17 protein-coding genes are annotated in these 23,886 nt (G+C 73.0%); 14 read left to right on the top strand and 3 right to left on the bottom strand.

Annotated elements, in window-relative coordinates:
• Window positions 1-34: 34 nt before the first annotated feature.
• On the bottom strand, window positions 35-1,066 hold the full coding sequence (locus ACFWJO_RS04540; RefSeq protein ID WP_384422097.1) for a methyltransferase: 1,032 nt from the start codon (window positions 1,064-1,066) through the stop codon (window positions 35-37).
• Window positions 1,067-1,333: 267 nt separating this feature from the next.
• Between ACFWJO_RS04540 and ACFWJO_RS04545 the strand changes: the two genes are divergently transcribed.
• The 3 genes from ACFWJO_RS04545 to ACFWJO_RS04555 are packed head-to-tail and all read left to right on the top strand — an operon-like array spanning window position 1,334 to window position 4,269.
• The gene (locus tag ACFWJO_RS04545) at window positions 1,334-2,131 is read left to right on the top strand and encodes an SDR family NAD(P)-dependent oxidoreductase (protein ID WP_384422095.1); all 798 of its coding nucleotides are present in this window, start codon (window positions 1,334-1,336) and stop codon (window positions 2,129-2,131) included.
• On the top strand, window positions 2,131-3,174 hold the full coding sequence (locus ACFWJO_RS04550; protein WP_386863347.1) for a methyltransferase: 1,044 nt from the start codon (window positions 2,131-2,133) through the stop codon (window positions 3,172-3,174). Before ACFWJO_RS04545 ends, ACFWJO_RS04550 begins: the two co-directional genes overlap by 1 nt.
• A 30-nt stretch (window positions 3,175-3,204) precedes the next feature.
• Window positions 3,205-4,269: a methyltransferase gene (locus tag ACFWJO_RS04555; protein ID WP_385696578.1), complete on the top strand. Its 1,065-nt coding sequence runs from the start codon at window positions 3,205-3,207 to the stop codon at window positions 4,267-4,269.
• Between the two features lie 62 nt (window positions 4,270-4,331).
• On the opposite strand, the gene ACFWJO_RS04560 is transcribed toward ACFWJO_RS04555, so the two are convergent.
• On the bottom strand, window positions 4,332-4,856 hold the full coding sequence (locus ACFWJO_RS04560; RefSeq protein WP_384422089.1) for a MarR family winged helix-turn-helix transcriptional regulator: 525 nt from the start codon (window positions 4,854-4,856) through the stop codon (window positions 4,332-4,334).
• Between the two features lie 132 nt (window positions 4,857-4,988).
• On the opposite strand from ACFWJO_RS04560, the gene ACFWJO_RS04565 reads away from it, so the two are divergent.
• The 7 genes from ACFWJO_RS04565 to ACFWJO_RS04595 all read left to right on the top strand — a co-directional run bounded on the left by ACFWJO_RS04565 (window position 4,989) and on the right by ACFWJO_RS04595 (window position 16,249).
• On the top strand, window positions 4,989-6,725 hold the full coding sequence (locus ACFWJO_RS04565) for an MFS transporter (RefSeq protein WP_386863348.1): 1,737 nt from the start codon (window positions 4,989-4,991) through the stop codon (window positions 6,723-6,725).
• A 381-nt stretch (window positions 6,726-7,106) separates the two neighbouring features.
• Window positions 7,107-8,780, top strand: a complete 1,674-nt coding sequence (locus tag ACFWJO_RS04570) for an FAD-dependent monooxygenase (RefSeq protein ID WP_386863349.1) — start codon at window positions 7,107-7,109, stop codon at window positions 8,778-8,780.
• A gap of 46 nt (window positions 8,781-8,826) precedes the next feature.
• Window positions 8,827-9,450: a hypothetical protein gene (locus tag ACFWJO_RS04575; RefSeq protein ID WP_386863350.1), complete on the top strand. Its 624-nt coding sequence runs from the start codon at window positions 8,827-8,829 to the stop codon at window positions 9,448-9,450.
• Window positions 9,451-9,527: 77 nt separating this feature from the next.
• Entirely contained in the window at window positions 9,528-11,666 is a 2,139-nt protein-coding gene (locus ACFWJO_RS04580) for a multicopper oxidase family protein (protein WP_386863351.1), read from the top strand.
• 119 nt (window positions 11,667-11,785) lie between these two features.
• Window positions 11,786-13,126, top strand: coding sequence for a cytochrome ubiquinol oxidase subunit I (locus ACFWJO_RS04585; RefSeq protein ID WP_386863352.1), 1,341 nt, complete (start codon window positions 11,786-11,788; stop codon window positions 13,124-13,126).
• A 113-nt stretch (window positions 13,127-13,239) separates the two neighbouring features.
• Window positions 13,240-14,250 carry a cytochrome d ubiquinol oxidase subunit II gene (gene cydB / locus ACFWJO_RS04590; RefSeq protein ID WP_386863353.1) on the top strand — a complete coding sequence of 337 codons (1,011 nt, stop codon included), beginning with the start codon at window positions 13,240-13,242 and terminating at the stop codon, window positions 14,248-14,250.
• 472 nt (window positions 14,251-14,722) lie between these two features.
• Complete coding sequence (locus ACFWJO_RS04595; protein WP_386863354.1) at window positions 14,723-16,249, top strand: peptide MFS transporter; 1,527 nt, start codon at window positions 14,723-14,725, stop codon at window positions 16,247-16,249.
• Window positions 16,250-16,379: 130 nt separating this feature from the next.
• On the opposite strand, the gene ACFWJO_RS04600 is transcribed toward ACFWJO_RS04595, so the two are convergent.
• Window positions 16,380-18,947 (bottom strand): DUF262 domain-containing protein, encoded by a 2,568-nt coding sequence (locus tag ACFWJO_RS04600; protein ID WP_386863355.1) that lies wholly within the window; start codon window positions 18,945-18,947, stop codon window positions 16,380-16,382.
• A 312-nt stretch (window positions 18,948-19,259) separates the two neighbouring features.
• Here ACFWJO_RS04600 and ACFWJO_RS04605 point away from each other — a divergent pair, with 312 nt between their 5' ends.
• The 4 genes from ACFWJO_RS04605 to ACFWJO_RS04620 all read left to right on the top strand — a co-directional run bounded on the left by ACFWJO_RS04605 (window position 19,260) and on the right by ACFWJO_RS04620 (window position 23,818).
• Window positions 19,260-21,305 carry a calcium-binding protein gene (locus ACFWJO_RS04605; protein ID WP_386863356.1) on the top strand — a complete coding sequence of 682 codons (2,046 nt, stop codon included), beginning with the start codon at window positions 19,260-19,262 and terminating at the stop codon, window positions 21,303-21,305.
• A 171-nt stretch (window positions 21,306-21,476) separates the two neighbouring features.
• Complete coding sequence (locus tag ACFWJO_RS04610) at window positions 21,477-21,908, top strand: cell division protein SepF (protein WP_386863357.1); 432 nt, start codon at window positions 21,477-21,479, stop codon at window positions 21,906-21,908.
• A 55-nt stretch (window positions 21,909-21,963) separates the two neighbouring features.
• On the top strand, window positions 21,964-23,460 hold the full coding sequence (locus tag ACFWJO_RS04615; RefSeq protein ID WP_386863358.1) for an ATP-binding protein: 1,497 nt from the start codon (window positions 21,964-21,966) through the stop codon (window positions 23,458-23,460).
• Entirely contained in the window at window positions 23,447-23,818 is a 372-nt protein-coding gene (locus ACFWJO_RS04620) for a nucleotide pyrophosphohydrolase (RefSeq protein ID WP_386863359.1), read from the top strand. The genes ACFWJO_RS04615 and ACFWJO_RS04620 overlap by 14 nt, the downstream gene beginning before the upstream one ends.
• The last annotated feature ends 68 nt before the right edge of the window (window positions 23,819-23,886 follow it).

Raw genomic sequence — 23,886 nt, forward strand, 5'->3', positions numbered from 1 at the left:
GAAGACCCGGAGGTGCCGCCCGTCACGCGTGGGGTTACTTCTTGACGCCGACCACGAGGATGTCGTTGGTGTCGAGCAGCTGGGCGGAGGTCTCCGCGAAGCCGGCCTCCGTCATCCAGGAACGGCAGTCGTCGACCCGGTACTCGGAGCCGCCGTGCGTGACGACCAGCATGGTGAGGCTGGTCAGCAGGTTGTTCAGCGGGCTGAGCTCGTCGTCGAGCATGGGGTCGTAGACCAGCAGCGACCCGCCCGGCTTCAGGGCGTCGAACGCCGACTTGATGAGCTGCTTGCGGCGCTCCGGCGACCAGTCCTCCAGGACGTGGCCGATGATGACGACGTCCGCCGTCGGAACCGGGTCGGCGAAGAAGTCGCCGCCGTGGAAGGCGATCTTGTCCTTCAGGCCGAGGCCGCCGATGTGGTCCTCGTACGCCGGCTCGACGGCCGGCAGATCGAACACCGTGGCCTTCAGGTGCGGGTGGGCCTCGATCAGCGTGGCGGCCAGGTTGCCCCGGGCACCGCCGACGTCCGTGACGGTCTTGACCTTGCTCCAGTCGAAGGCCTTGGCGAGCTCCGGGCCGACGGCCCAGTTGAGCGCGTCCATCATGGCGACGAAGTCCCGCATCTGCTCCTCGGAGCGGTACAGGTGCTTGAACATGTTGTCGTCGCCGTGGCCCTCGATCTGGGACTCACCGGTCTTCAGCGACTCGGTGAAACCGCCCCAGGCGCCGTACAGCACGCTGTTGGAGCGGCTGAGGAAGCGCCCGACGTACGTCCGCCGGCCCTTGACCAGGTGGGTGTCGGCCGCCTGGGTGTTGCCGTAGCGGCCGTTCTCGCGCGACAGCAGGCCCAGCTTGACCAGGGCGTTGAGGAACTCCCGGGCACCGCGCTCGTGGAGGCCGAGCTTGGTCCGGATCTCCTCCTCGGTGGCCGGCCCGCTGTCGCTCAGCACGGTGAACAGGTCGAGCTCGTTCGCGGTGAGCAGGATCTTCGCGCTGCCGAACGCCATGCCGAGCTGGATGATGCCGTTCAGGTCCAGGGATCCCTGCTCTTCACGGGTCTTGGTCATGCGCCGGTTCCTTTCCGGTGGTGTCGTGGCCGCGCCCGGTCTGGTGTGCACGCCCGGTGAACAGTCCGGACGTGGTGAGCACGCCCGGTGAACTATCCGGACGCGTCCTCAATCCGAACTGGAATCCCGATGGACCGGCGCTCGCGGCGAATCGCTCAAGTGACACTCCAGTCGCGATCTCCAAGCTGGGGTGCGGTGCCCGCGTGTGCGCGGCGCGGGCCCTGACGTGTCGACACCGGCGCAGCGCCGGAAAGGACGGGAGTTGCCATGGAACTCGGCCTGAAGGACAAGGTCGTACTGATCACCGGCGGCAGCGGCGGCATCGGCCGCCCGCTCGCCCGAGCCTTCGCCGACGAGGGCGCCAAGGTCGCACTCACCTATCTCAGCCGGGTGGAGAACGCCAAGGCGGTGGCCGCCGAGATAGCGGACGGCGGCGGCCAGGCGCTGCCCGTGCACCTCGACCTGACGGACCCGGCTTCCGTGCGCCGCGCGGTCGCGGAGGTGACCGAGGAGTGGGGCGGCATCGACGTCCTGGTGGTCAACGCCTCGGCCTCCGGCGGCCCCAGCCCGCACGCGCCCGCCTTCGAGGAGATCCCGGCCGAGCAGTGGCTGCCGCCGCTGCGGGCGGAGGTCGAGGGCGCGTTCCACACCGTCCAGGCGACGCTTCCGGCGATGAAGCCCCGCGGCGGCGGCCGGATCGTGTTCATGTCGGCGGCGATCGTGCAGCGCGGACTGAAGGGCGCGGAGGGTTACGCGGCGAGCAAGTCGGCCCTGCACGGCCTGAGCCGCACGCTCGGCACCGAGCTCTTCGAGCACGGCATCCTCTCCAACGTCGTCGCGCCGGGACCGGTGGTGACGGAGGGCCTGCTGGAGAAGCTGCCCGAGGAGGTGCGCGGCCGGGTCGCCGGCCTCGACGCCGAAGGGGCCCGGGCCGCCCTCAACAAGGCCATGCCCTTCCTGCACTTCTCCACCGTCGAGGACGTCGTCAACGCCACCCTGTTCCTCGCCTCCCCGGCCAACGGCAACATCACCGGCAACGTGCTCTACGTCGACGGCGGGCACTGATGGCCCCGGCCCAGGACACCGCCTTCAGCCCGCTCGGCGCGCTGCAGGAGCTCAGGCCCTTCCAGTGGTCCGCCGGTCTGGTGGCCCGCGGCATGGCCGAGCTGCGGATCGCCGACGCGCTCGGCGACGGGCGGCGCACCACCGACGAGATCGCGGAGGCGATCCACGCGCACCGGCCCAGCCTGGAGCGCTTCCTGCGGGTGTGCGAGCTGCACCGCCTGGTCGCGCCGGCCGAGGGCTCCCAGGACGCCCGCCGCTGGGAGCTCACCCAGGCCGGCCACCTGCTGCGCTCCGACGTGCCCAACCTGCGCGGTTTCAGCATCGCCGTCAACGCACCCGGCATGACCCGCCCCTGGGAGCTGGTCGCCGACGTGGTCCGCACCGGCTGCCCGGCCACCCGCACGGTGTGGGGCATGGACCACTGGGAGTACTACGCGGCCAACCCCGACGAGGCCCGCAGCTACGCCGAGACCTGCGCCTCCCTCTCCGTCGAGGCGGCCGAGGCGCTGGTCGCCAGCTGCTCCCTGGCGGGGGAGCGGGAGATCGTGGACGTCGGCGGCAGCCCCGGCACGGTGCTCGCCCGGCTGCTCCGGGAGGTTCCGGACGCGCGCGGCGTGCTGCTGGACCTGCCGTGGGCGGTCGGCTTCGCGCGGGAGACCTTCGAGAAGGACGGCCTGGCCGGCCGGGTGGAGCTGGTGGCCGGCGACTTCCGGCACGAGGTCCCCGCCGGCGGCAGCCTCTACCTGCTCAAGAACGTGCTGTGCGACCTCGACGACGAGGCGGCCGCGCAGCTGCTCGCCCACTGCGCCAAGGCCGCCGGCCAGGGCAGCCGGCTGGTGCTGCTCGACTGGGAGTACACCGAGCACTCCTCCCACGTCCACGCCAACGACGTGGAGTTCATGGTGCTCACCGGCGGCCGGGCGCGCACCGAGGAGGAGTACCGCGGGCTGCTCGCGGCCGCGGGCTTCGAGGACTGCCGCCGACTGCCGCTGGTGGGCCACGAGCGGGCCCCCATCGCACTGATCGAATCCGTCCGGGCCTGACAAGGTCCTTGCTGAATAAGGTGGTTGAGGATGTCAGCTGATCCGGAAGTGGACCGGGTGGACGCCTGCGAGGGCGCGCCCGTGATCGGCCCGCCGCCCGCCCAGGCCGTGGCCGAGCTCGGCTGGGGCATGTGGGCCAGCGCCGTGGTGCAGGCCGCGGCCCAGCTGCGGCTCGCGGACGCGGTCGGCGACGAGCCGGCCTCGGTCGAGGAGATCGCCGCCGCGGTCGGCGCGGACGTGCCCGCGCTGACCCGGCTGATGCGGGCCCTGGTGGGCTTCCGCATCTTCCGGCAGGCCGCGCCCGGCCGTTACGCCCACACCGAGATGTCGCGGGCGATGCGCTCGGACGCGCCGGGCTCGGTCACGGACATCATGCTCACCGGCTCGCACTGGGGCTGGGAGATGTGGGGCAAGCTCGCCGAGAGCGTCCGCTCGGGCCGCTGCGCCTTCCAGGAGACGTACGGCAAGGACCTGTTCACGTACTTCCACGAGGACGACAACGCCGCCGGCGAGATGTGCCTGAACGGGTACGCGGCGCAGTCGAGGGCCATGAACCCGGGCGTGGTCGCGGCCCTGGACCTGGCCGGCGTGGACACCCTGTGCGATGTCGGCGGCGGCCACGGCAGCCTGCTGAAGTCCCTGCTCGAAGGCAATCCGCACGTCAAGGGCGTGCTGTTCGACCGGCCGCACGCGATCTCCGCGGCGTTGCCCGAGCTGCGCGAGGGCGGCCCGCTGGGCGGGCGGACCGAGCTGGTGACCGGCGACTGCTTCCAGAGCGTGCCCGAGGCGGACGTGTACGTGATCCGCCAGGTGCTGCACATGTGGGACGACGACGCCTGCCACACGGTGCTGACCAACTGCCTGAAGGCGGGCCGCCCGGGCGGCCGGGTGGTGCTGCTCGAACAGCTGGTGGCCGATCCGCCGGAGACGCCCTGGGACGCCCTGATGGACCTTCACATGCTGCTGGTCATGGGCGGCTGGGAGCGTACGGCGGAGGAGTACGGCGCGATGTTCGAGCGGGCCGGCTTCGAGTTCGCCGGGGTGGTGCCGAGCGGCACTCCGCTGCGTCTGGTGGTCGGCCGAATACCCGGGTGACGTGGCGGCGGCTGGTGCGTACGCTCGTTACGCACCAGCCCGCAACCGCCCGTCCCGGGGCCTTACTTGGCCGCGGCGGCCCGCTTGGAGCCCTTGGCGGCACTCTTGCCGGCCCGGAGCTTCACCGCCTCGTCGTGCGTGATCGGCGCGGCGGACCGGACGAAGTCAAGCACCGTTTCCAGCTCGCTCTCGGTGAACCGCTCGCACAGCTCGGCCAGCGAACTGCCGAGCGATTCGAACAGTGGGAAGACCTTCGCCTCCAGGTTGGGCATCGGCGTGACGAGGACGCGCCGACGGTCCTTGGGATCCCGGTCGCGACGGACGTGGCCGGCCGCCTCCAGGCGGTCGATGACGCCGGTGATGGCTCCGGTGGTCACGCCGTTCTCCTCGGCCAGCTGCCCGGCCGCCATCGGGCCGCGGGCCACCAGCGCTCCCAGACAGTTCAGGTCAAGCACGCTCAGCCCCAGCCGGTCGGCGACCGCCTGGTGGAAGAGCACCGAGCGGCTCACCAGGGTGCGCAGCTCCTGGTCCACGGCCGCTGCCAGCTGTGCCCGATCCGCATGATCCGCACGTTCCGCGCTTGACATACGCCCCGTCCTTCCAGTTACCTTGCCTCATCGTTATCTCAGCAACTAAGATAACGAGTCAGAAAGACTCCTGCCTAGTAAGCATCCGAGTTGCTGATTGTCTGGTCAGTCTAGATCAAAGAGAGGTGCACCATGTCGAACCCGTCTCCGGCGGCCGCGGTCGTCGAGGGGGACCCGAAGCGGAAGATCGCCCTGATCGTGGTGCTCTTCGCCGCGTTCATGGACCTGCTCGACTCCACGATCGTCAACGTCGCCATCCCGTCGATCCAGACCGACCTCGGCACCGGATACGCCACCGTCCAGTGGGTCGTCGCCGGCTACCTGCTGTCCTTCGCCGTCCTGCTGATCCTCGGCGGCCGCCTCGGCGACATGTACGGCCGCAAGAAGCTCTTCCTCACCGGCGTCGCGGGCTTCACCGTCGCCTCCGCGCTGTGCGGCTTCGCCGGCAGCCCGGGGATGCTGGTCGCTGCCCGGGTGCTGCAGGGCGCCACGGCCGCGCTCATGGTGCCGCAGGTGCTGTCCATCATCACCGCGGCCTTCCCGCCCAAGGAGCGCGGAGCCGCTCTCGGCGCCTTCGGCGGCGTCGCCGGCCTCGCCACGGTCGGCGGCCCGATCATCGGCGCCCTCCTCATCGACGCCGACCTGTTCGGCCAGGGCTGGCGCATGGTCTTCCTGATCAACCTCCCGGTCGGCATCCTGCTCTTCCTCGCGGCCTCCGCCGTCATCCGCGAGTCCAAGTCGCCCGAGTCGATCAAGCTGGACGTGGTGGGCACCCTGCTGCTCACCGCCGGACTCCTGCTGCTGCTCGTCCCGCTCGTCCAGGGCCGTGAGCTCGGCTGGCCGCTCTGGTCCTTCGTCGCCATGATCGCCTCGGTCCCGGTGCTCGCCGTCTTCTGGACCTACCAGCGGCGCCTCGGCGACAAGGGCCGCCCCGGCCTGATCGTGCCCTCCATGTTCCGCAGCCGCTCCTTCACCGCCGGCATCATCGCCAACACGGTGTTCTTCGCGGTCACCATCGGCCACTTCCTGATCTTCATCCTCTTCCTGCAGAACGGCCTCGGCTTCTCCGCCCTGCGGGCCGGCCTCACCGGAGTGCCCTGGTCCTTCGGCGTCAGCTTCGGCGCGGCCTTCTCCGCCACCGTCCTCACCGCCAAGCTCGGCCGCAAGGTCATGGTCATCGGCGCGGTCCTGCTCGCCACCGGCCTGGCCGGGATCTCCCTCACCATCCAGCTGCGCGGCGAGGAGATCGGCTCCTGGTCGCTGCTTCCGGCGCTGCTCGTCGGCGGCCTCGGGATGGGCATGATCATCGCGCCGATCCTGGACTTCATCCTCACCGACGTCCCGCCGGAGCACGCCGGCTCCGGATCCGGTGTCGTCAACGCCTTCCAGCAGGTCGGCGGCGCCCTCGGCATCGCGGTCATCGGCGCGATCTTCCTCGGCTTCCTCGGCGGATCCGCCGACACCGCCGCGAAGGACGCCGGCGGACAGCTCCGCACCGCGCTGGTCCAGACCCAGGTGTCCGAGGACCAGCAGCGACAGCTCACCGACGCCTTCCAGACCTGCTTCACCGAGCGCACCAAGGCCAAGGACCCGACGGTCGAGCCGGCCAGCTGCGCCCCGCTGACCCAGGTCACCGACCCGCAGGCCGGCGCCGCCATCGGCGCCGCCGCCCAGGACGCCCGCCGGGAGGTCTTCTCCACCGCCCTGCAGCGCACCATCTACGCCCAGATCGGCCTGACCGCCCTGGTCCTGCTCCTGGTCCTGCTCCTGCCCAAGCAGGCCAGGCACCACGACGAGGCCTGGGAGGAGACCGCGGAACCCGGCACCGAGCCCACCGGCCCGGGCGTCGCCGAACCGCGCACCGCCTGAGCACCCCCTCGGACCGGACGGCCGCGACCCCTCGGCGGCCGTCCGGGACGAACGGGCCCTCCGGCGCAAGACCCGCCGGCACCACCCCGCCCCACCGGGCCCCCGGCCCACCGGGCCCTCCGGGCCCCCGCCCCTCCGGCGCAAGACCCACCGGCACCACCCCGCCCTTCCGGGCCCCCCGGGTCCCCGCCCTTCCGGGCCCCGGCCCTCCGAGCCCACCAGGCCCTCCGAGCCCACCGGGCCCACCGGGCCCACCGGCCCACCAGACCCGCCGGCACCGTCCCGCACCACCCCGCCCCTCCCGCAGCACCGTCCCGCACCACCCCGCCCGCCCGGCACCCCCCCCGCACCCGACCGACCGTCCCGAACGGAGAGGTACCCATGACACCCGCTCCCACCGAGCAGACGCCCGTCCTGATCGTCGGCGGCGCCGTGGTCGGCCTGTCGACCGCGCTGTTCCTGGCCCGCCGCGGCATCCGCCCCCTGCTCGTCGAGCGCCACCCCGGCGCCCTGGGCCACCCGCGGGCCCGCGTCATCAACCCGCGCACCGTCGAGGTCTTCCGGGCCGCCGGCCTGGAGGAGGAGATCTTCGCCGACCGCTCGCTCACCTCCGAGCTCAGCGAGAAGCTGATGGTCCGCGCCGAGACCCTGGCCGGCCCGGAGATCTTCTCCGCCCCCATGCAGGACGAGGCGCCCGAGCTCACCTCCGAGGTCACGCCCTGCACCTGGTGCTCCATCGACCAGGACCGGCTCGAGCGCCTCGTCGCCCGCCGCGCCGCCGAACTCGGCGCGGAGCTGCGCTGGTCCACCGAGCTCGTCGGCTTCGAGCAGGACGAGGACGGCGTCACCGCGACCCTCCGGGACACCGCCACCGGCGCCGAGACGACCGTACGGACGCAGTACCTGATCGGCGCCGACGGCGTCCGCAGCGCCGTGCGCGAGGCCGCCGGCATCGCCGTCGAGGGCCCCGGCACCCTGATCCACACCGTCAGCGTGGTCTTCAAGGCCGACCTCACCGAACCCCTGCGCGGCCGCGACCTCGGCCTCGGCTACTTCGACCGGCCCGACACCGGCACCCTGCTCATGCCGCTCGACGGCTCCCGGTGGGTCTTCTACACGCCCTACCACCCCGAGCGCGGCGAGCGCCTCGAGGACTTCGACGAGGCCCGCTGCGTCGAGGCGATCCGCGCCGCGATCGGCGTTCCGGACCTCGCCGTCGAAGGCCTGGAGGTCCAGGTCGAGAAGACCGGCCAGAAGATCCTCGGCTTCGAGATCTCCGCCGGACTCGCCGAGCGCTACCGCCAGGGCCGGGTCCTCCTGGTCGGCGACGCCGCCCACACCATGCCGCCCACCGGCGCCTTCGGCGCCGCGACCGGCATCCAGGACGCGGACAACCTCGCCTGGAAGCTCGCCTCCGTGCTGCACCGCACGGCAGGACCCGGACTCCTCGACTCGTACGAGGCGGAGCGCCGCCCCGTCGCCCGCTTCACCATCGACTACGCCCTCGCCGAGCTCCAGGAGCGCTCGCACGACGAGGGCTCCGACGGCCGGCCCAGCTACGCCGCCGCCATCCTCGGCCAGCTCTACCCGAGCGGCGCGCTGCTCCCCGAGGCCGCCGACGGCGCCGAAAGCGGCGACGGCACCGAGGAAGGGACCGGGCTGCCGCCCGCGCTCGACCCGCGCGTGCTCGGCCGGCCCGGCACCCGCGCCCCGCACGTCACCGTGCGCTGCCGCGGCAAGGAACTGTCCGCCCTCGACCTCTTCGGCGAGGCGCCCGTGCTCCTCACCGGCCCCGACGGCACCGGCTGGGAACACGCCGCGGGACCGGCCGCGCAGCGCCTCGGCATCGACCTCGACGTGTACCGGATCGGCGGCGAGTTCGTCACCGACCCGGCGGGCGACTGGGCCTCCCGTTACGGCGTGGACGCCGACGGCGCCGTGCTCGTCCGCCCCGACGGCTTCGTGGCCTGGCGCTCGGCCGGCGCGGCCGACGAGCCGCAGGCCCGCCTCGAAGAGGTCCTCGCGCAGGTCCTCGACCGCGCCCCGCACGCCTGATCCGTACCACCTGCGGCACCACCAGCACGAACGGAAGGAACCGACGATGACCACCCAGGAGAAGACCTTCGACGGCGCGCTCGGCGCGGTCACCACCGGACTGCTCAAGTTCGTCGGCGGCGCGTCCGAACTGACGCTGGCCGCCGGGCCCAAGGACGGCGAGCACCTCTACCAGGGCACCTTCTCCGGTCTCGTACCGGAGATCGACACCACGGCGGGCGTCGTCACCGTCCGCTACCCGCGGCGGCTGCACCCGTTCTCCGTCCGCCGCCACAGCGGCAGCCTCACTCTCCACCCGACCGTGGCCTGGGCGATCGAGGTCGACGGCGGCACCGGGCGGCTCACCGCCGACCTCTCCGACCTCGTCCTGACCCGCCTCGACCTCGGCAGCGGCGCCAGCCACGTGTCCATCTCGCTGCCCCGGCCGCGCGGCACCGTGAGCATCCGCGTCGCCGGCGGCGTCAGCAACGTCAGCCTGCGCCGTCCCCAGGACGTCGCCGCCCGGATCGCCGTCAGGGGCGGAGTCTCCCAGCTGACCTTCGACACCCAGCACCTCGGCGCCGCGGGCGGCGGGGCCACGTTCGCCGGACCGGACTACGACACCTCCGAGGACCGCTACGACATCGAGGTGCTCGGCGGAGCCAGCGCCCTGACCGTCGACCGGGCCTGACCACCACCCCACCCGTCGAGGGACCTGCCCGAGGGCCGTGAGCGCCCCCGGGCACGTTCCACTGATCGGAGCAAGGAATGTATCTCGCGATCTCCATTTTCGACTTCATCGTCTCCCTGGTGCTCTTCCCGGTCTGGCTGCTGGCCGCGCTCACCGTCCGGCGGCTCGCCACCCGCCCGGACACCCGGCGGCTGCGCCGCGGCGCCCGGATCGCCGTCGGCTTCACCCTGTTCGGCTTACTGCTCGCCGCCGGCCGGCTGCTGACCTTCTCCCAGATGGCCGGCATCAACTGGGAGCTGGTCGGTGACCGGCGCGCCGTCACCACGCTGCTGCTGCTCCTGCCCGGAGTGCTCGCCACCCTCGTGCTCAGCCTCCCGAAGGTGTGGGCGGCGGCCCGCCGCGGCGGACCCGAGGAGCCCGAGGCCCTCGCCGCGCCGCGGATCACCGTCCCGCCGCAGCTCGCGGCCTTCGGCGCGCTCGGCGGCTTCTTCGAGAAGTTCCTGCCGCCGGACCGCCCGGCCGCGCTCAACTACCCGGTCTACGGGCTGGTCCTGGTTGCCGGCGCGAGCTGGCTGATCCTCCGGGCCCGCCGCCGGGCGGAGCGGATCGACGGCCGTACGACGGCCCCGCAGCGCACGCGCGGCCGCCGGGTCGCGGTGCGGCTCGGCACCACCGTCGTGGTCCTCGGCGTCGTCGGCACCCTGCTCACCCTCGAGTCCCAGCGCAGCCGCTTCCCCGACACCTTCTCCATGATGAAGGGCACGATGGACTACGGCGGCGGCACCACCTTCGCCGCCGACGGCCACGACGGACACCACGGCGGCTCCGCCGGCACCCACACCAACGCCCTCGGCGTCCACGGCAACGGCCACTCCGCCGGCCACCCCGCCGGCACCAAGGCCGCCGCCGTCAGCGTGGACGCGCTCAAGGGCCCCAAGTCCGGCACGCCGGACCGCCGGTTCACCCTCACCGCCCAGGAGGCGAAGGTCCGGCTCGCCTCGGGCCGTACCGTCGACGCCTGGAGCTTCAACGGACAGATCCCCGGCCCCGAACTGCGCATGAAGCAGGGCGAGCTCGTCGAGATCACCCTGGTCAACAAGCTCAAGGACACGCCGGTCAGCACCCACTGGCACGGCCTCGACGTCCCCAACGGAGAGGACGGCGTCGCCGGCGTCACCCAGGACGCCGTCCAGCCCGGAGGCACGTACACCTACCGCTTCCGCGTGAAGGAGCGCGGCACCTTCTGGTACCACTCGCACCAGTCGTCCTCCGAGCAGGTGCAGCGCGGCCTGTTCGGCCCCATGGTCATCGACCCGGCGGAGCCGACCCGGCCGGTCGACCAGGACGTCACCGTCCAGGCCCACACCTGGGACACCTCCCGGGGCACCGTGACCGCCCTCGGCACCTCCGACACCCTGGACCGCCGCACCGCGCGCCCCGGCCAGAACGTGCGGCTCCGCCTGATCAACAGCGACGTCCTGACCCGGACCTTCACCCTCACCGGCGTCCCGTACACCGTCACCTCCATCGACGGCATGGACATCAACCAGCCCGGCGAACTGACCGGCCGCCGCCTGGTGATCGCCGGCGCCGGACGCCTCGACGTCGAGTTCACCATGCCGGACAAGCCGGTCCGGCTGGCCTCCGAGGACTCCCCGGACGCGGGCATCGCCTTCTCCGCCGACGGCAAGGGCACCGTGGAACCGCGGTTCGACGGGCCGGAGTTCGACAAGACGACGTACGGCAAGCCGTCGCCCCAGCCGTTCGGCGTCCGCAGCACGTACGACCGCAGCTTCGACCTCGTCCTCGACGAGTGGCTCGGCTTCTACAACGGCACCTTCGCGCTCCGCCAGACCATCAACGGCCGGGTCTTCCCGGACGCCCCGATGCTCATGGTCAAGGAGGGCGAACTGATCCGCGTCCGCTTCCTCAACCGCGGCCAGGAGGACCACCCGATGCACCTGCACGGCCACCACGTGCAGGTCCTGAGCCACAACGGCAAGCCGCTGAGCGGCAGCGCGATCTGGCAGGACACCGTCCTCGTCCGCCCGGGCGAGGAGTGGGAGGTCGCCTTCAAGGCCGACAACCCCGGCATCTGGATGGACCACTGCCACAACTTCACCCACGCCCAGCTCGGCATGGTCATGCACGTCGCGTACGAGAACGTCACCACCCCGTACACGGTCGGCGGCAAGAACGGTAACCGTCCCGACTGACCCGCTGATCCGACCGACCGGACGCGCCGGAAACACGGAACCGCACCGAGGGAGGCCGGCCGGCCCGGCCGGCCTCCCTTCGCCGTACCCCGAACCCGAGAGGCAATCCCGTGGACGACGTGCTGGTACTCGCACGCCTTCAGTTCGCGATCACGGCCATCGCACACTACGTCTTCGTCGCCCTCACCCTGGGCCTCGTCACCTACCTCGTGATCATGCAGACCCGCTGGGCCGTCACCGGCAAGGAGGAACACCGCCGGCAGACCCGCTTCTGGGGCCAGCTCTACCTCGTCAACTACGCCCTCGGCATCGGCACGGGCATCGTGATGGAGTTCCAGTTCGGGCTGGTGTGGAGCGGACTCACCCACTACACCGGCAACGTCTTCGGAGCCCCGCTCGCCATCGAGACCCTCGTCGCGTTCTTCGCCGAATCCACCCTGCTCGGACTGTGGATCTTCGGCTGGGACCGGATGGGCCGGGTGACGCACACCGTGATCCTGTGGCTCGTCGCCCTCACCGCCTGGTCCTCGGTCTACTTCGTCCTCACCGCCAACGGCTTCCTCAACCACCCGGTGGGTTACGAGATCGTCGACGGCCAGGTCCGGCTCACCGACTTCACGGCCCTCCTCACCAACACCAACGCCCTCTCGGCGGCCGCGCACATCATGGCCGGCTCGATGGTCACCGGCTCCTTCTTCGTCGTCGCCGTCAGCGCCTGGCACCTGCGCAGGCGCACCGGCCACGAGGAGTTCTTCTGGTCCTCGATGAAGCTGGCCCTGCCTCTCGCGCCGGTCTTCGTCGCGCTCACGGCCGCGCTGGGCGGCGTGCAGATCGGCTTCTCCGTGGAGCAGACGCCGACGAAGTACGGCGAGCGCTCGCCCGAGACCGCGGCCGTGATCCGCGACTTCACCGAACGCTTCGGACCCGACGACTACCTGCCCCCGGGACTCAGCCGCACCGCCGAGGTCTTCATGGTCATCCCGGCGCTGTTCATGGGCGCGCTCACGCTCCTCGCCATCCTGTTCATGGTCAGGCGCAACCTGATCCGCCGCAGGGTGCTGCTGTGGCTGCTCACCGCGGCACTCGTCCTGCCGTACCTCTCCAACGTCTCCGGCTGGGTCTTCCGCGAGGTGGGCCGCCAGCCCTGGGCGGTCTACGGCGTGCTGAAGACCGAGGACGCGATCACCCCGGGCCTGACCTCCGGCACCGTCCTGACCTCGCTGCTCGTCTTCGGCGGCCTGGTCGCGCTCCTGGTGCTCGTCGACTGGGTGCTGCTGCTCCGCTTCGCGCGCCGCGGCCCGGACGCGACGCAGCTCGGCCGGCCGCCCGAGGAGGACCCCGAGGGCACCGGCGCGGCAGCGGGACTCCCGTCCCCGGCCACCGCCTCGCCCTCCGCGCCGTCGACCGCCTCGGCCCCGGCCTCCCCTTCCCCCTCCTCGCCGACCATCCGCACCTTCTGACCGCGCCCGACCGCCCGACCACGCCCGACCACGCCCGACCGCCCGACCACGCCCGATCGTCCCCGATCGCGCCCGAGCGCGCCTGAATCGCGCCGACCGCACTGGAGTTCATCGTGTGGCACACCATCTGGTACGCGTTGCTGGGACTGCTCCTGGCCGGCTACCTCGCCCTCGACGGCATCACCCTCGGCACCGGGCTCGTCGGCCGCGTGCTGGCCCGTGACGACACCGAGCGGCGCACCGTCGCCGCCACCACCGGCCCGTTCTTCCTCGGCAACGAGGTCTGGCTGATCGCCGCCGGCGGCATCGTCCTGGGCGGCTTCCCCGGCCTGGAGTCCAGCGTCATCAGCGGGATGTACCCGCTCGTCGTGCTCGCCGTCGCGGCGCTGCTGGTACGGGAGGCGGCGACGCAGTTCCGCCGCCGGGTGCCCGGCGCCCGCTGGCGGGGCTTCTGGGACGGCCTCGTCCTGCTGACCTGTCTGCTGCTCGCGCTGACCTGGGGCGCGCTCGGCGGCGCCCTGCTGGGCACGCTGCCGCTGCGCGGCGGCCACCTCGACATCGACCCGGGCCTGCTGCTGCGTCCCGTACCGGTCCTGTCGGCGCTGACCGCGGTCGCCGTCTTCGCGCTGCACGCCACGGTGTTCCTCGCGGTCCGCACCGAGGGCGCGCTCGCCGCGCGCGCCTCGCGCGCCGCCGGCCGGCTCGCGCCCGTGGCGGCGGGTCTCGCCGTCCTCACCGCGGCGGCCGCCGTCACCGACGGGAACGCGCGCGACGGCCTGCTCAACCCCCTGCCCGCGGCCCTGCTCCTCCTCGCCGCCGTCGCGGCCCTACTGCTCGCCCCGCGGCTCGCGGCCCGCGGCCGCCGCCCGGCGCCGCTCGTCAGCGGCTTCGCCGCCCTGGCCCCCGTACTGGTGCTCGGCGCGACCCACTACCCGCAGGCCCTGGTCAGCGGCGTCGGCGCGCACGAGAACCTGTCGGTCGCCGAGGCCGCCGCCGACCCGTCGACGCTCGCCGTCGTCGGCCCGGTGGTGCTCCTCGTGCTGCCCGTCCTGCTCGCCTTCCAGGCGATGCAGTGGTGGGCCTTCCGCGGCAGGGCGGACGACCGCTCGCCGGCGTACTTCTGACGAGCCGGACCCGAGCGAGCTCCGAGGACGGCCGGGTTTCCTTCAGACCAGAGGGAAACGGCCTCCGGAGCGGATGCCCGGAGCGAGGCCCGGAACGGATCCGGGAGCGAGCGCAGCGGCTCCCGGGACGTCCCGGCCCTCCGGAGCAGGACGGCACACGGGGCCCGGGGTGCGGCCCGGCCCCGCCGCCGTACGATTCCTGCGCGCCGGCCCGTCCCCTCGACCCGCGGCGCCCGGTACATCCCCCGGCCGGGCGCCGCGCGCATTCCTCCCGAGGGGGTGTCTCGCCGATCATGCCGGGCTCGCGACGCCTGGCACCGCGACGCCGCTCCCTGATCCGGCCTGATCGACGAGACCCCCCGAGGCCACGGCCCTCCCGAGCGATTCTCGAGCCGTGCCCGAACCGGCGCGGCCAGATTCTCCGGACGACCGTCCGACGGCAGCCCAGCCGCACGTCCGCAGGGAGGAATCCATGGCCGCCCCGATCAGACCGCCCGCCGCCGACGCGCGGTTCCGGAAGAACGACACCGCTCCGCAGCCGCCCGACGCCGTCCGGCGCACCGGACCGCTCGGCCGGCCGCGCTGGTTCACCACGCTCTTCCTCACCGACGTCTGGGAGCGCTTCAGCTTCTACGGCATGACCGCGGTCCTCGTGCTGTACGCGACGGAGGACACGGCACGCGGCGGACTCGGCCTCGCCGCGGGCGACGCCGGAATCCTGTTCGGCGCGTACATGGCGGCCGTCTTCCTGTCCTCGCTGCCCGGCGGCTGGATCGGCGACCGCATCCTGGGCACCCAGCGCGCCGTCCTGTACGGCGGCGTGCTGATCGCCCTCGGCCACCTGTCGATGGCCGTCCCGGTCACCGGTTCCGTCTACCCCGGCCTGGTCCTCATCGCCGGCGGCACCGGACTGCTCAAGCCCAACATGGCCGGGCTGCTCGCCGCGTTCTACGACCGCGAGGACCGCGCCGGCCGCGACGCCGGCTTCGCCGTCTTCTACATGAGCGTCCAGGTCAGCGCCCTGATCTCGCCGCTCGTCGTGGGCGCCCTCGGCGAGGGCGTGAACTGGCACCTCGGCTTCGGTGTCGCCGCCCTCGGCATGGGCGCCGGACTGCTCCAGTACGCCCGCGGCATCCGGCACTTCGGCGAGGTCGGCCGCGCGCCGGAGCGCGCCGCGACGCCCGCCGAACGCACCCGCGTGCTGCGCGTCGCGCTCGCCGCCCTCACCGTGGTCGTCCTCGCGTACGGCACCGACATCGCCCTCGGCACCTTCCGCATGCCCCACGTCATGATCCTCGTCGGCCTGCTGGCCGTGGCCTCGCCGGTGATCTGCTTCTGGCGGCTGCTGCGCAACCCGCTCCTCACGGCCGTGGAACGGGTCCGGGTCCGCACGTACATCTGGCTGTTCCTGGTCTCGGCGGTCTTCTGGGCGCTGTTCCTGCAGGCCGGTTCCGCCTTCTCGCTGTTCGCCAAGCACTCCACCGACCGCGAGGTCCTCGGCCGCACCCTGCCCGCCAGCTGGTTCCAGTCCGCGATCCCGCTGTTCGTGCTGATCCTCGCCCCGGTGTTCGCCTGGCTCTGGACCCGCGCGGGCGACCGGCTCTCGACCGCCGCCAAGTACGCCGTCGGCATGGGCGCCACGGCCACCGCCTACCTGGTGATGGCCTCCGCCGCCACGCTCGCCGCGGGCGGCACCCAGGTGTCGCCGCTCTGGCTGCTCCTCGCCTTCCTGCTGCTGGCCGCCGGCGAGGTCTCCTTCGGTCCGGTCGGCATGAGCGCCTCCACGGCGATCGCCCCCGCCACCTTCGTCAGCCAGATGGTCGGCCTGTTCTGGCTCTCCGGCGCCCTCGGCGGCGGCATCGGCGCCAACGCCCTGAAGGCCTCCGGCGACAGCGTCCCCGGCCCCGGCTTCTTCCTCGGCCTCGCCGCCGCGGCCCTGGCGACCGGCGCCACCCTCCTCCTGCTCCGCCGCCCCCTCACCCGCCGCCTCGGCGTCTGACCGCCCCCTCCCCGCCGCCACCACCAGCGCGGGTCCCGGCCCCGACCACCGGCGACCCGCGCACACCCCCGTACGCGCGCCCGTTCCGCTCCGTGCGCCCGGTCCTCACCGCGCGGCCGGCCCCCGGACCTCAGGCCGTACCCCGGCTCTCCCAGCGGTCCCGGAACCAGGCCAGCGTCTCCACGAGGAGTTCCCGGTCACGTTTCTTCTCCAGCACGGACAGCCGGAAGCCCGGGCGCAGCTCCAGCTTGCCCTCCGGGATCGCGACGCCCTCCAAGGCGTTGAGCCGGTCGAGGAGTTCGAGCCGCATCGCCCGGTCGGTGAACGGCTCCCGGGCGGCCAGGTACTGGAACACCACCTCGGCCGTGCCGCCGCGCCCGCCGCCCGGGTAGAACACCAGCGGCCAGATCCCGCGCCCCGGCAGACCCGCCTCCCCGAGCATGAGGAAGGCGCTGGTGGTGACTCGGCCCGTGCCATGGCCGACCCAGCCGCCGAGTTCCTCCCAGCGGGCGAGGACCTCGCGCACCGCCGCCACCGTGCCGGGGGAGTCGTCCAGCGCGAGCTGACGGAAGAACCGGTCCGCGCGCGTCTCCTCGCCGCCCCCTCGCTCCTGTGCCTCCTCCTGGTTCGCGTCGCCCCCGGAGAGCAGCAGCGCCAGGTCGTCGGAGGTGAGGCGCTGCGCCGGGTCGGCGGTCCCGTTGACCGTGAAGCGGATGCCGTCGGCGGCCAGCCGGGCCCGGACGTCGCCGCCCGCGTCCTGCGGACCCCAGCGGAAGCCGTCGGAGATCCGGCCCTCGGACGTAAGCACCCGGTACGCGTTGGCCAGGCCCGGTGTGTTGGCCAGATGGGTGCCGACGGCCTGGGCACCGGAGCCGATGGACGCGGCCAGGTCGCCGTACGCCGTCCACGTGCCGTGCGGGAGCGCCGCGAGCAACTGGTGGGCGAGCACCCAGTCCCGGCCGCGCTCCGCCCGCCCCACTCCCCGCAGCGGGGCCGGCCACAGGGCGACCGCGCGGTCGGCGAGCTCGTCGGCGCGGGCCAGGATCTCCTTCGCGCCCCAGCGTTCGGTGGCGGCGATCCTGCGGTTCATCTCCAGGTGGCTGCCCCGGAGCAGGTCCTGCTTGCGCTCGAAGGGATGGTTGGAGAGTTCCGCGTTGACGGCTGTGAGCGTCAGGTTGCCGAGCGTGTGCTGCAACCGGGAGTGGAGGTCCTCCGCGGTCTCCCCGGCGGCGGTCTCCTCGCCCAGCACGCGGATCCACTCGTCGCCGGGCGACTGCGGCATGACGTGCTCGATGGTGAGCTGCGCGGCGGCGAAGTCCAGCGGTTCGGGATGCCCGTAACTCTCCTCCAGCCGCTGGAGCACCATCTTGCGCTGGTGCCAGCGCCCGAACTGGTAGAAGGGCGCGTCCCGGATCCTTCCGCGCAGCTCGTCGTCGTCCGGCCAGAAGCGGTTGTCGGAGGAGAGGAGCTGGTGCAGCCCGTCGGCGACGGGCACGCCGAGCGGCAGCTGTCCGGGGACCGCCTGGAAGATCCGGCCCAGGTTGTTCGTCGGCACCCGGCAGATCATCCGGCGCACCAGGAAGCTCTCGACGTACGACATCGCACGGGCGGTGTCCGCCGAGTCCAGCTCCCCGCGCTCGCGCCGGTCGAGCAGGAGCATCAGCGCGGGGTACGTGGCCTGCGCCTGCCACGCGTCGAGGCGCCGCAGACGGGCGCGCACCGCCGGGTCCTGCTCCTCCTCCGGGTGCAGCAGCCTGCGGAAGAGCGGAGCGCGCTGGTGCAGTTCCCTGATGTACGCCTCGATGGCCTCCTCGCCCGTCCGGCCGCTCGCCGCCCCACGTTCGAAGCGCTGCTGCTGCGCGGCGTAGAGGTCCTGGCGGCGGACCCGGTCGTCCCCGTCGAGCACCAGCTGCAACCACATGAGCTGTTCGAGCTCGTCGTTGGTCAGGCTCTCCTGCAGCGGCAGCCAGTAGCTCTCGTACACCTGCTCACCGCGGGTGGGCAGCCGCATGAACAGGTAGTTGCGCAGCAGGTCGGCCTGGCTGAGCTTGAGACCGGTGTTGTTGAGGGACTCGAAGATCCGGTGCACGTTGTCGCCGCGCTCGGCCGTCACGGCCACCAGGGTGAGCCGGGAGGTGATGGCCTGTTCGATGCGGAACACGCTCTGCGGGGCGGCCGGGTCGGCCGCCTCGACGAGCTTGCGGCGGAAGAAGCCGTAGGCCGTGGCGATGCTGCCGCCGGCCGTCTGCTCCGCGCGGGGGCCACGGACGTGCGCGGCGAACGGGGCCCGGTCCGCCTGAGTGGGCAGCAGCCGGAAGTGGTCGCTGCCGCTCTTCCGCTTGTTGATCAGGTAGTCTTCGTCGATGCGCTCGGCCTCGTCCGGCTCGGTGTCCGCGAGGTGGTCCCGGATCGCGGCGAGGGCCAGCGACAGCGTGGTCAGCCGCTGCTGACCGTCCACCACGAGCCAGCGGGGGAAGGTCGGTTCATTCTGCGGGGACGGCGCGAGGACGACGGACCCCAGGAAGTGCGTACTCGCCGTGTCACCGGATTCCAGCAGCTCGGCCTGCTCCAGGACGTCGTCCCACAGCTGCCGCAGCTGCTTCTCCGTCCACGAGTACGTCCGCTGGTAGAGGGGCACCTGGAACTGCTGGGCCCTGCCCTGGACGAGATCGGCGAACAGTGTCTCCTTCGCCTGCACGGTTTCCCCCCTGCGGTCGATCCGCGGCCGCCCGGCACGGGCGCCCGGGCACGACCTTAGGTCCTCGCACCGACAACCGGGGAGGCGAACGGGGAAGCGCCCCGCGCACCCGGCGGCCAAGTGAACGGGCGGGCGGCCAGGCGAACGGGCGGCGCATGCGCGGGGATTCGCGCGCTCCCTCTGCCGGGTGGATCCGGCGGGGCCAGTGGGACGCAGCGCGGCACGGCCCCAGGGGCCCGGGCGGGCGGAACCGGACAGTGTGGGGTGTTCTGCCTGTTCCCGTACGCCGTGAAGACGGAGGTTCCGCCCCGCATGACCCCCCACGCACACCTCAGGCCGGCGCGGCGGCGCCGTGGACCGGGCCGGAGGGCCGCCGCCCTGGTCGCGCTCGGACTGGTGGCCGCCCTCGCCCTGCCCGGCACCGCGCTGGCCGCGCCCGGGGACCTGGACCCGGCGTTCGGGCCCGACGGACGGGTGACGACACCCGTGACCGGATACGCGGAAGGCCACGACATCGCCCGGCAGCCCGACGGCAAACTGGTCGTGGCCGGCACCAGCGAGGCGGGCTTCACGCTCGCCCGCTACGACGAGGCCGGCGCCCTCGACACCACCTTCGACGGCGACGGCATCGCCACCAGCGACTTCGGCGGCGGCAGCCACTCGGCCAACGGGGTCGCCATCCAGCCGGACGGCAAGATCGTCGTCGTCGGCACCACCGAGTTCCTCGACGAGGTCGGCGGGTGCTGCTTCTTCTCCGTGGCCCGGTACAACGCCAACGGCAGCCTGGACACCGGATTCGGCAACGCCGGACTCGTCCGGGTCATGGAGTTCGGCGGGTCCGCCGACGGCGCCGACGTGGCGCTGCTGCCCGACGGGCGGATCGTCGCCGCCGGCAAGGGCGGTGGCGGCGGCTTCGCGCTGGTCCGGCTGAACGGCACCGACGGCAGCCTCGACGACACCCTCGGCGGGGACGGCGCCGTGGTCGCCGGCTTCACCCCCGCCTCACCCCAGGACGCCGGCGGCATCGCCCGCCGCCTCGCCCTCCAGCCCGACGGCAAGGCCGTCTCCGTCGGCTACGTCGGCAACACCGCCTTCGACATCGGCCTGGCCCGCTACAACACCGACGGCACCCTCGACAGCACCTTCAGCGGCGACGGCATGGTCACCGCCGACTTCGGCGGCACCGAGTTCGGCAACGCCGTGGCCGTCCAGCCGGACGACAAGATCGTCGCCGCCGGCTCCGGCGGCTCCGGCGTCGCCCTGCTCCGCTACAACGCCGACGGCAGCCCGGACGCGGGCTTCGGCACCGCCGGCCGCACCTCGGTCGCGTTCCCCGGTGACGGCGGGGCGGCCAACGCCATGGCGCTCCAGACCGACGGCAGGATCGTCGTCGCCGGAATCGCCGACGACCCCGACAGCGCCGAGGCCAACGACTTCGGCGTCGCCCGCTTCACGCCGAACGGCACCCCGGACACCGGTTTCGGCGGCGACGGCTTCGTCGTCACCGGCTTCGGCGACTACGACGAGGCGCGCGGGGTGCTCGTCCAGCCGGACGGGAAGATCGTCGCCGCCGGCTACGGCGCCGGCTTCGCCTTCGCCCTCGCCCGCTACCAGGGCGGCGGCACCCCGCCGCCTCCGCCGCCCGCGCCGCGGGCCGACCTGACGGTGAGCAAGAGCGGCAGCACCACCGTGCGCATCGGCGACCGCGCCACGTACACGGTGACCGTCACCAACTCCCCGAGCTCCACCGCCACCGCGACCGGCGTCACCCTCACCGACACCCTCTCCGGCGCCGCCGCGACCCTGATCTCCGCCACCACGACCCAGGGCTCCTGCACCACCACCGCCACCGGCGCCACGTGCGCCCTCGGCTCGCTCGCCGTCGGCGCGAGCGCCACGGTCACGGTGACCGCCGAACCCCGCGCCACCGGCACCCTCACCGACACGGCCACCGCGAGCGGCAGTCCGCAGGACCCGACGCTCTCCGACAACACCGCCACCGCCAGCACCTCGGTCAACAACGCCCGCGGCTGCACGATCATCGGCACGAGCGGCGCGGACACCCTGACCGGAGGCTCCGCCAACGACGTCATCTGCGGCCTCGGCGGCAACGACACCATCCGCGCGAACAACGGCCACGACACGGTGCACGGCGGCTTCGGCAACGACAACGTCGACGGCGGCTTCGGCGACGACACCCTGTACGGCGACCAGGGCAGCGACACCCTGACCGGCTACTACGGCAACGACCGCCTCACCACCACCGACGGCGTGTCCGGCAACGACACCGCCAACGGTGGCAGCGGCACGGACACCTGCACCACCGACCCGGGCGACACCCGCATCAGCTGCCCCTAGGCCGCTTCTGCCCCGCCCGGCGGCGCCCTGCCCTGCCTCTGCCCTGCCCCTGCTTCTGCCCCTGCCCCCTGACCTTGGCATCTCGGCCCGGACGAGCATCATGGAGCGTCCGGGCCGAGACGGTTCGTGTCGGTGTTGGGCCGAACGGGTGAGGAACGGGAGGATGGGCGCATGAGTAGGTACGAGAGGTACGACGTCACCGACGAGCAGTGGGAGGGCCTGGCACAGGTCGTGCCCCTGCGCGGCCGGGACGAATGGCCGTCCAGGGTCGACCACCCCACCATCCCCGACCAGTACGAGGCCGCCGAACAGCGCCGCATGGTCGTGCTGCGGGTCCAGGTCTTCGCCGACGCCCGTGAGGTCGCCGAGTACCTCATCGCCCAGATCCCCGTGCTCCTCGACCTCACGAGCGCGGACACCGAGGTCGCCAAGCGCATCCTCGACTTCAGCAGCGGCGTCGTCTTCGGACTCGGCAGCGGCATGCACCGCGTCGACCGCAACGTCTTCCTCCTCGCGCCGGCCGGCACCGAGGTCGAGGGCGCGACGGACGCGAACGCCGAGGACGGCGAGGACGCCGACGAGGGTGCGATCCCTCGTTCGTAGGAAGGTCGTTCAGCCGGAACGGTTCGTCGTCCGGGCGGCTGCGTACCGTCCGGACATGACCACCACCGGCGGCACCGCCCCCGACCGCACGTACCACCCGACGGCCGGCCGCACGCCCGCTCCGGCGGCGCCCGGGTTCGTCCCCTCGCAGGGACGGACCCGCGGCCCCGCCCCCGCGCCCACCCCCACCCTCGCACCCGGCCCGGTCCGCACCACCGGACCGCTGCCCGTGCCCGTTCCGGTCCCCGCCGCACCGGGCGGCGGGCGGAGCGCGGTGACGGCGGCCCGGCCCGCCGTCACCGAACTGCGGCTCTCCGCCTTCGGCCCGCACCGCGGCACCGTCCTCCCGCTCCGGCCCGTGACCCTGCTCCGGGGACCGAGCGGCAGCGGCAAGTCCACCGCACTGCGCGCGTACGAGGTGCTGGCGCTGCTCGGCGCGGGCGCCGGTCTCGCCGAGGCACTGCCCGACGCGGCCGACCTGGTGCCGGAGCGGGCCCGGCCCGACGCGCAGGGCAGGCGCGGCTTCCGCATCGGCTGCACCGTCGACGGACCCGCCGGGCCCGCCCACCTCGACCTCGCCGTCCAGGTCGAACCCACCCTGCGGATCGTCGGCGAACGCCTCACCGGCCAGGGCCGTACCCTCCTCACCACCGCCCTGCGCGACCCCGGCCGCGGCACCGTCCACGCCGAATGGCACACCGCGGGCAGCACACCCGTCACCCGCGCGCCCTTCCCCGACGACCTCCTCGGCACCGCCCTGCTCCCGCTGCGCGTCGCGGGCAAGACCCAGGGACAGCGAGACGTCCTCGCCGCCGCGGAGCAGGTCGTCGTCGGACTCCGCTCGGTCTTCCCCTGCGACCCGCGGCCACGCGTGATGCGCGCGCCCGTGCCGGTGGGCGCGGGCCGGCTGCGGCGCGACTGCCGCAACCTCGCCGAGGTCCTGCACCGCACGGCCCACGAGTGCGGCCGCAGGCACGCCCGCCTCACGGCGCTCGCGGCCGCGGCCTGCGCGGGCCCGGTGACGGCCGTCGGCTTACGGGAGACCCCGGACGGCTCCCTCGTCCAGGCCGTCCTCGAACGCGCCCACCGCGGGTCGGCACCCGCCACCCCGCTGAGCCGCCTCGGCAACGGCGAACTGCGCTGCCTCGCCCTGGGACTCGTCCTCCTCACCGGACCGGGGGTCCTCGCGATGGACCCGGTCGCGGAGGTGCCCCAGGCCATGCAGACCCTCACCGTCCTCGCGGACGGCCTCGACCGCGACCTGGACGCCCGGCAGACGCGGGCCCTCCTCGCGCTGGCGGCGGAGATCTGCGCGAGCGGCCATCTGCGGCTCGTCGCGACGGTGGGGGAGGGCACGGAACCCCCGGCAGGCGGCGCGGCGGACGTACGGGGGAGGACGGCGGGGAAGGCGGCGGGGAAGGCGGCCGGTCGGCCGGGTGCCGCGGCGGCGAATCTAGACGTGCCCGACGTGCCTGACGGGGGCGACGTCGGCGACGTGGGCGACGTGGGTGATGTGGTGGCGGTGGTAGACCTGGGGCGTGACCGAACATGACGTACCCGGCCTGCAACGCCGCCTCGCGGACTTCGCCGCGGCCCGCGACTGGCAGCCGTACCACACCCCGAAGAACCTGGCCGCGGCGCTGAGCGTCGAGGCCGCCGAACTCCTCGAGATCTTCCAGTGGTTGACGCCCGAGGAGGCGGCCCGGGTGATGGCCGACCCGGACCGGGCGCACCGGGTCACCGACGAGGTCGCCGACGTCCTCGCCTATCTGCTCCAGTTCTGCGAGGTGTTGGGGATCGACGCGCTCGCGGCACTGGCGGCGAAGATCGACCGCAACGAACTCCGTTTCCCGGTGCGCGGAGGTCGTGCAGAGGACGCCGACGACCCCGATCGTCACTCTTCGGAGTGATCGAGTTTTCCCCATCGAGCCTCCTGTCCACAGATTTCCGAATTCCCCTGGTGTTTGGGCTCAGTCGG

The organism is Streptomyces sp. NPDC127092 (genome assembly GCF_042722475.1).
Lineage (GTDB): Bacteria > Actinomycetota > Actinomycetes > Streptomycetales > Streptomycetaceae > Streptomyces.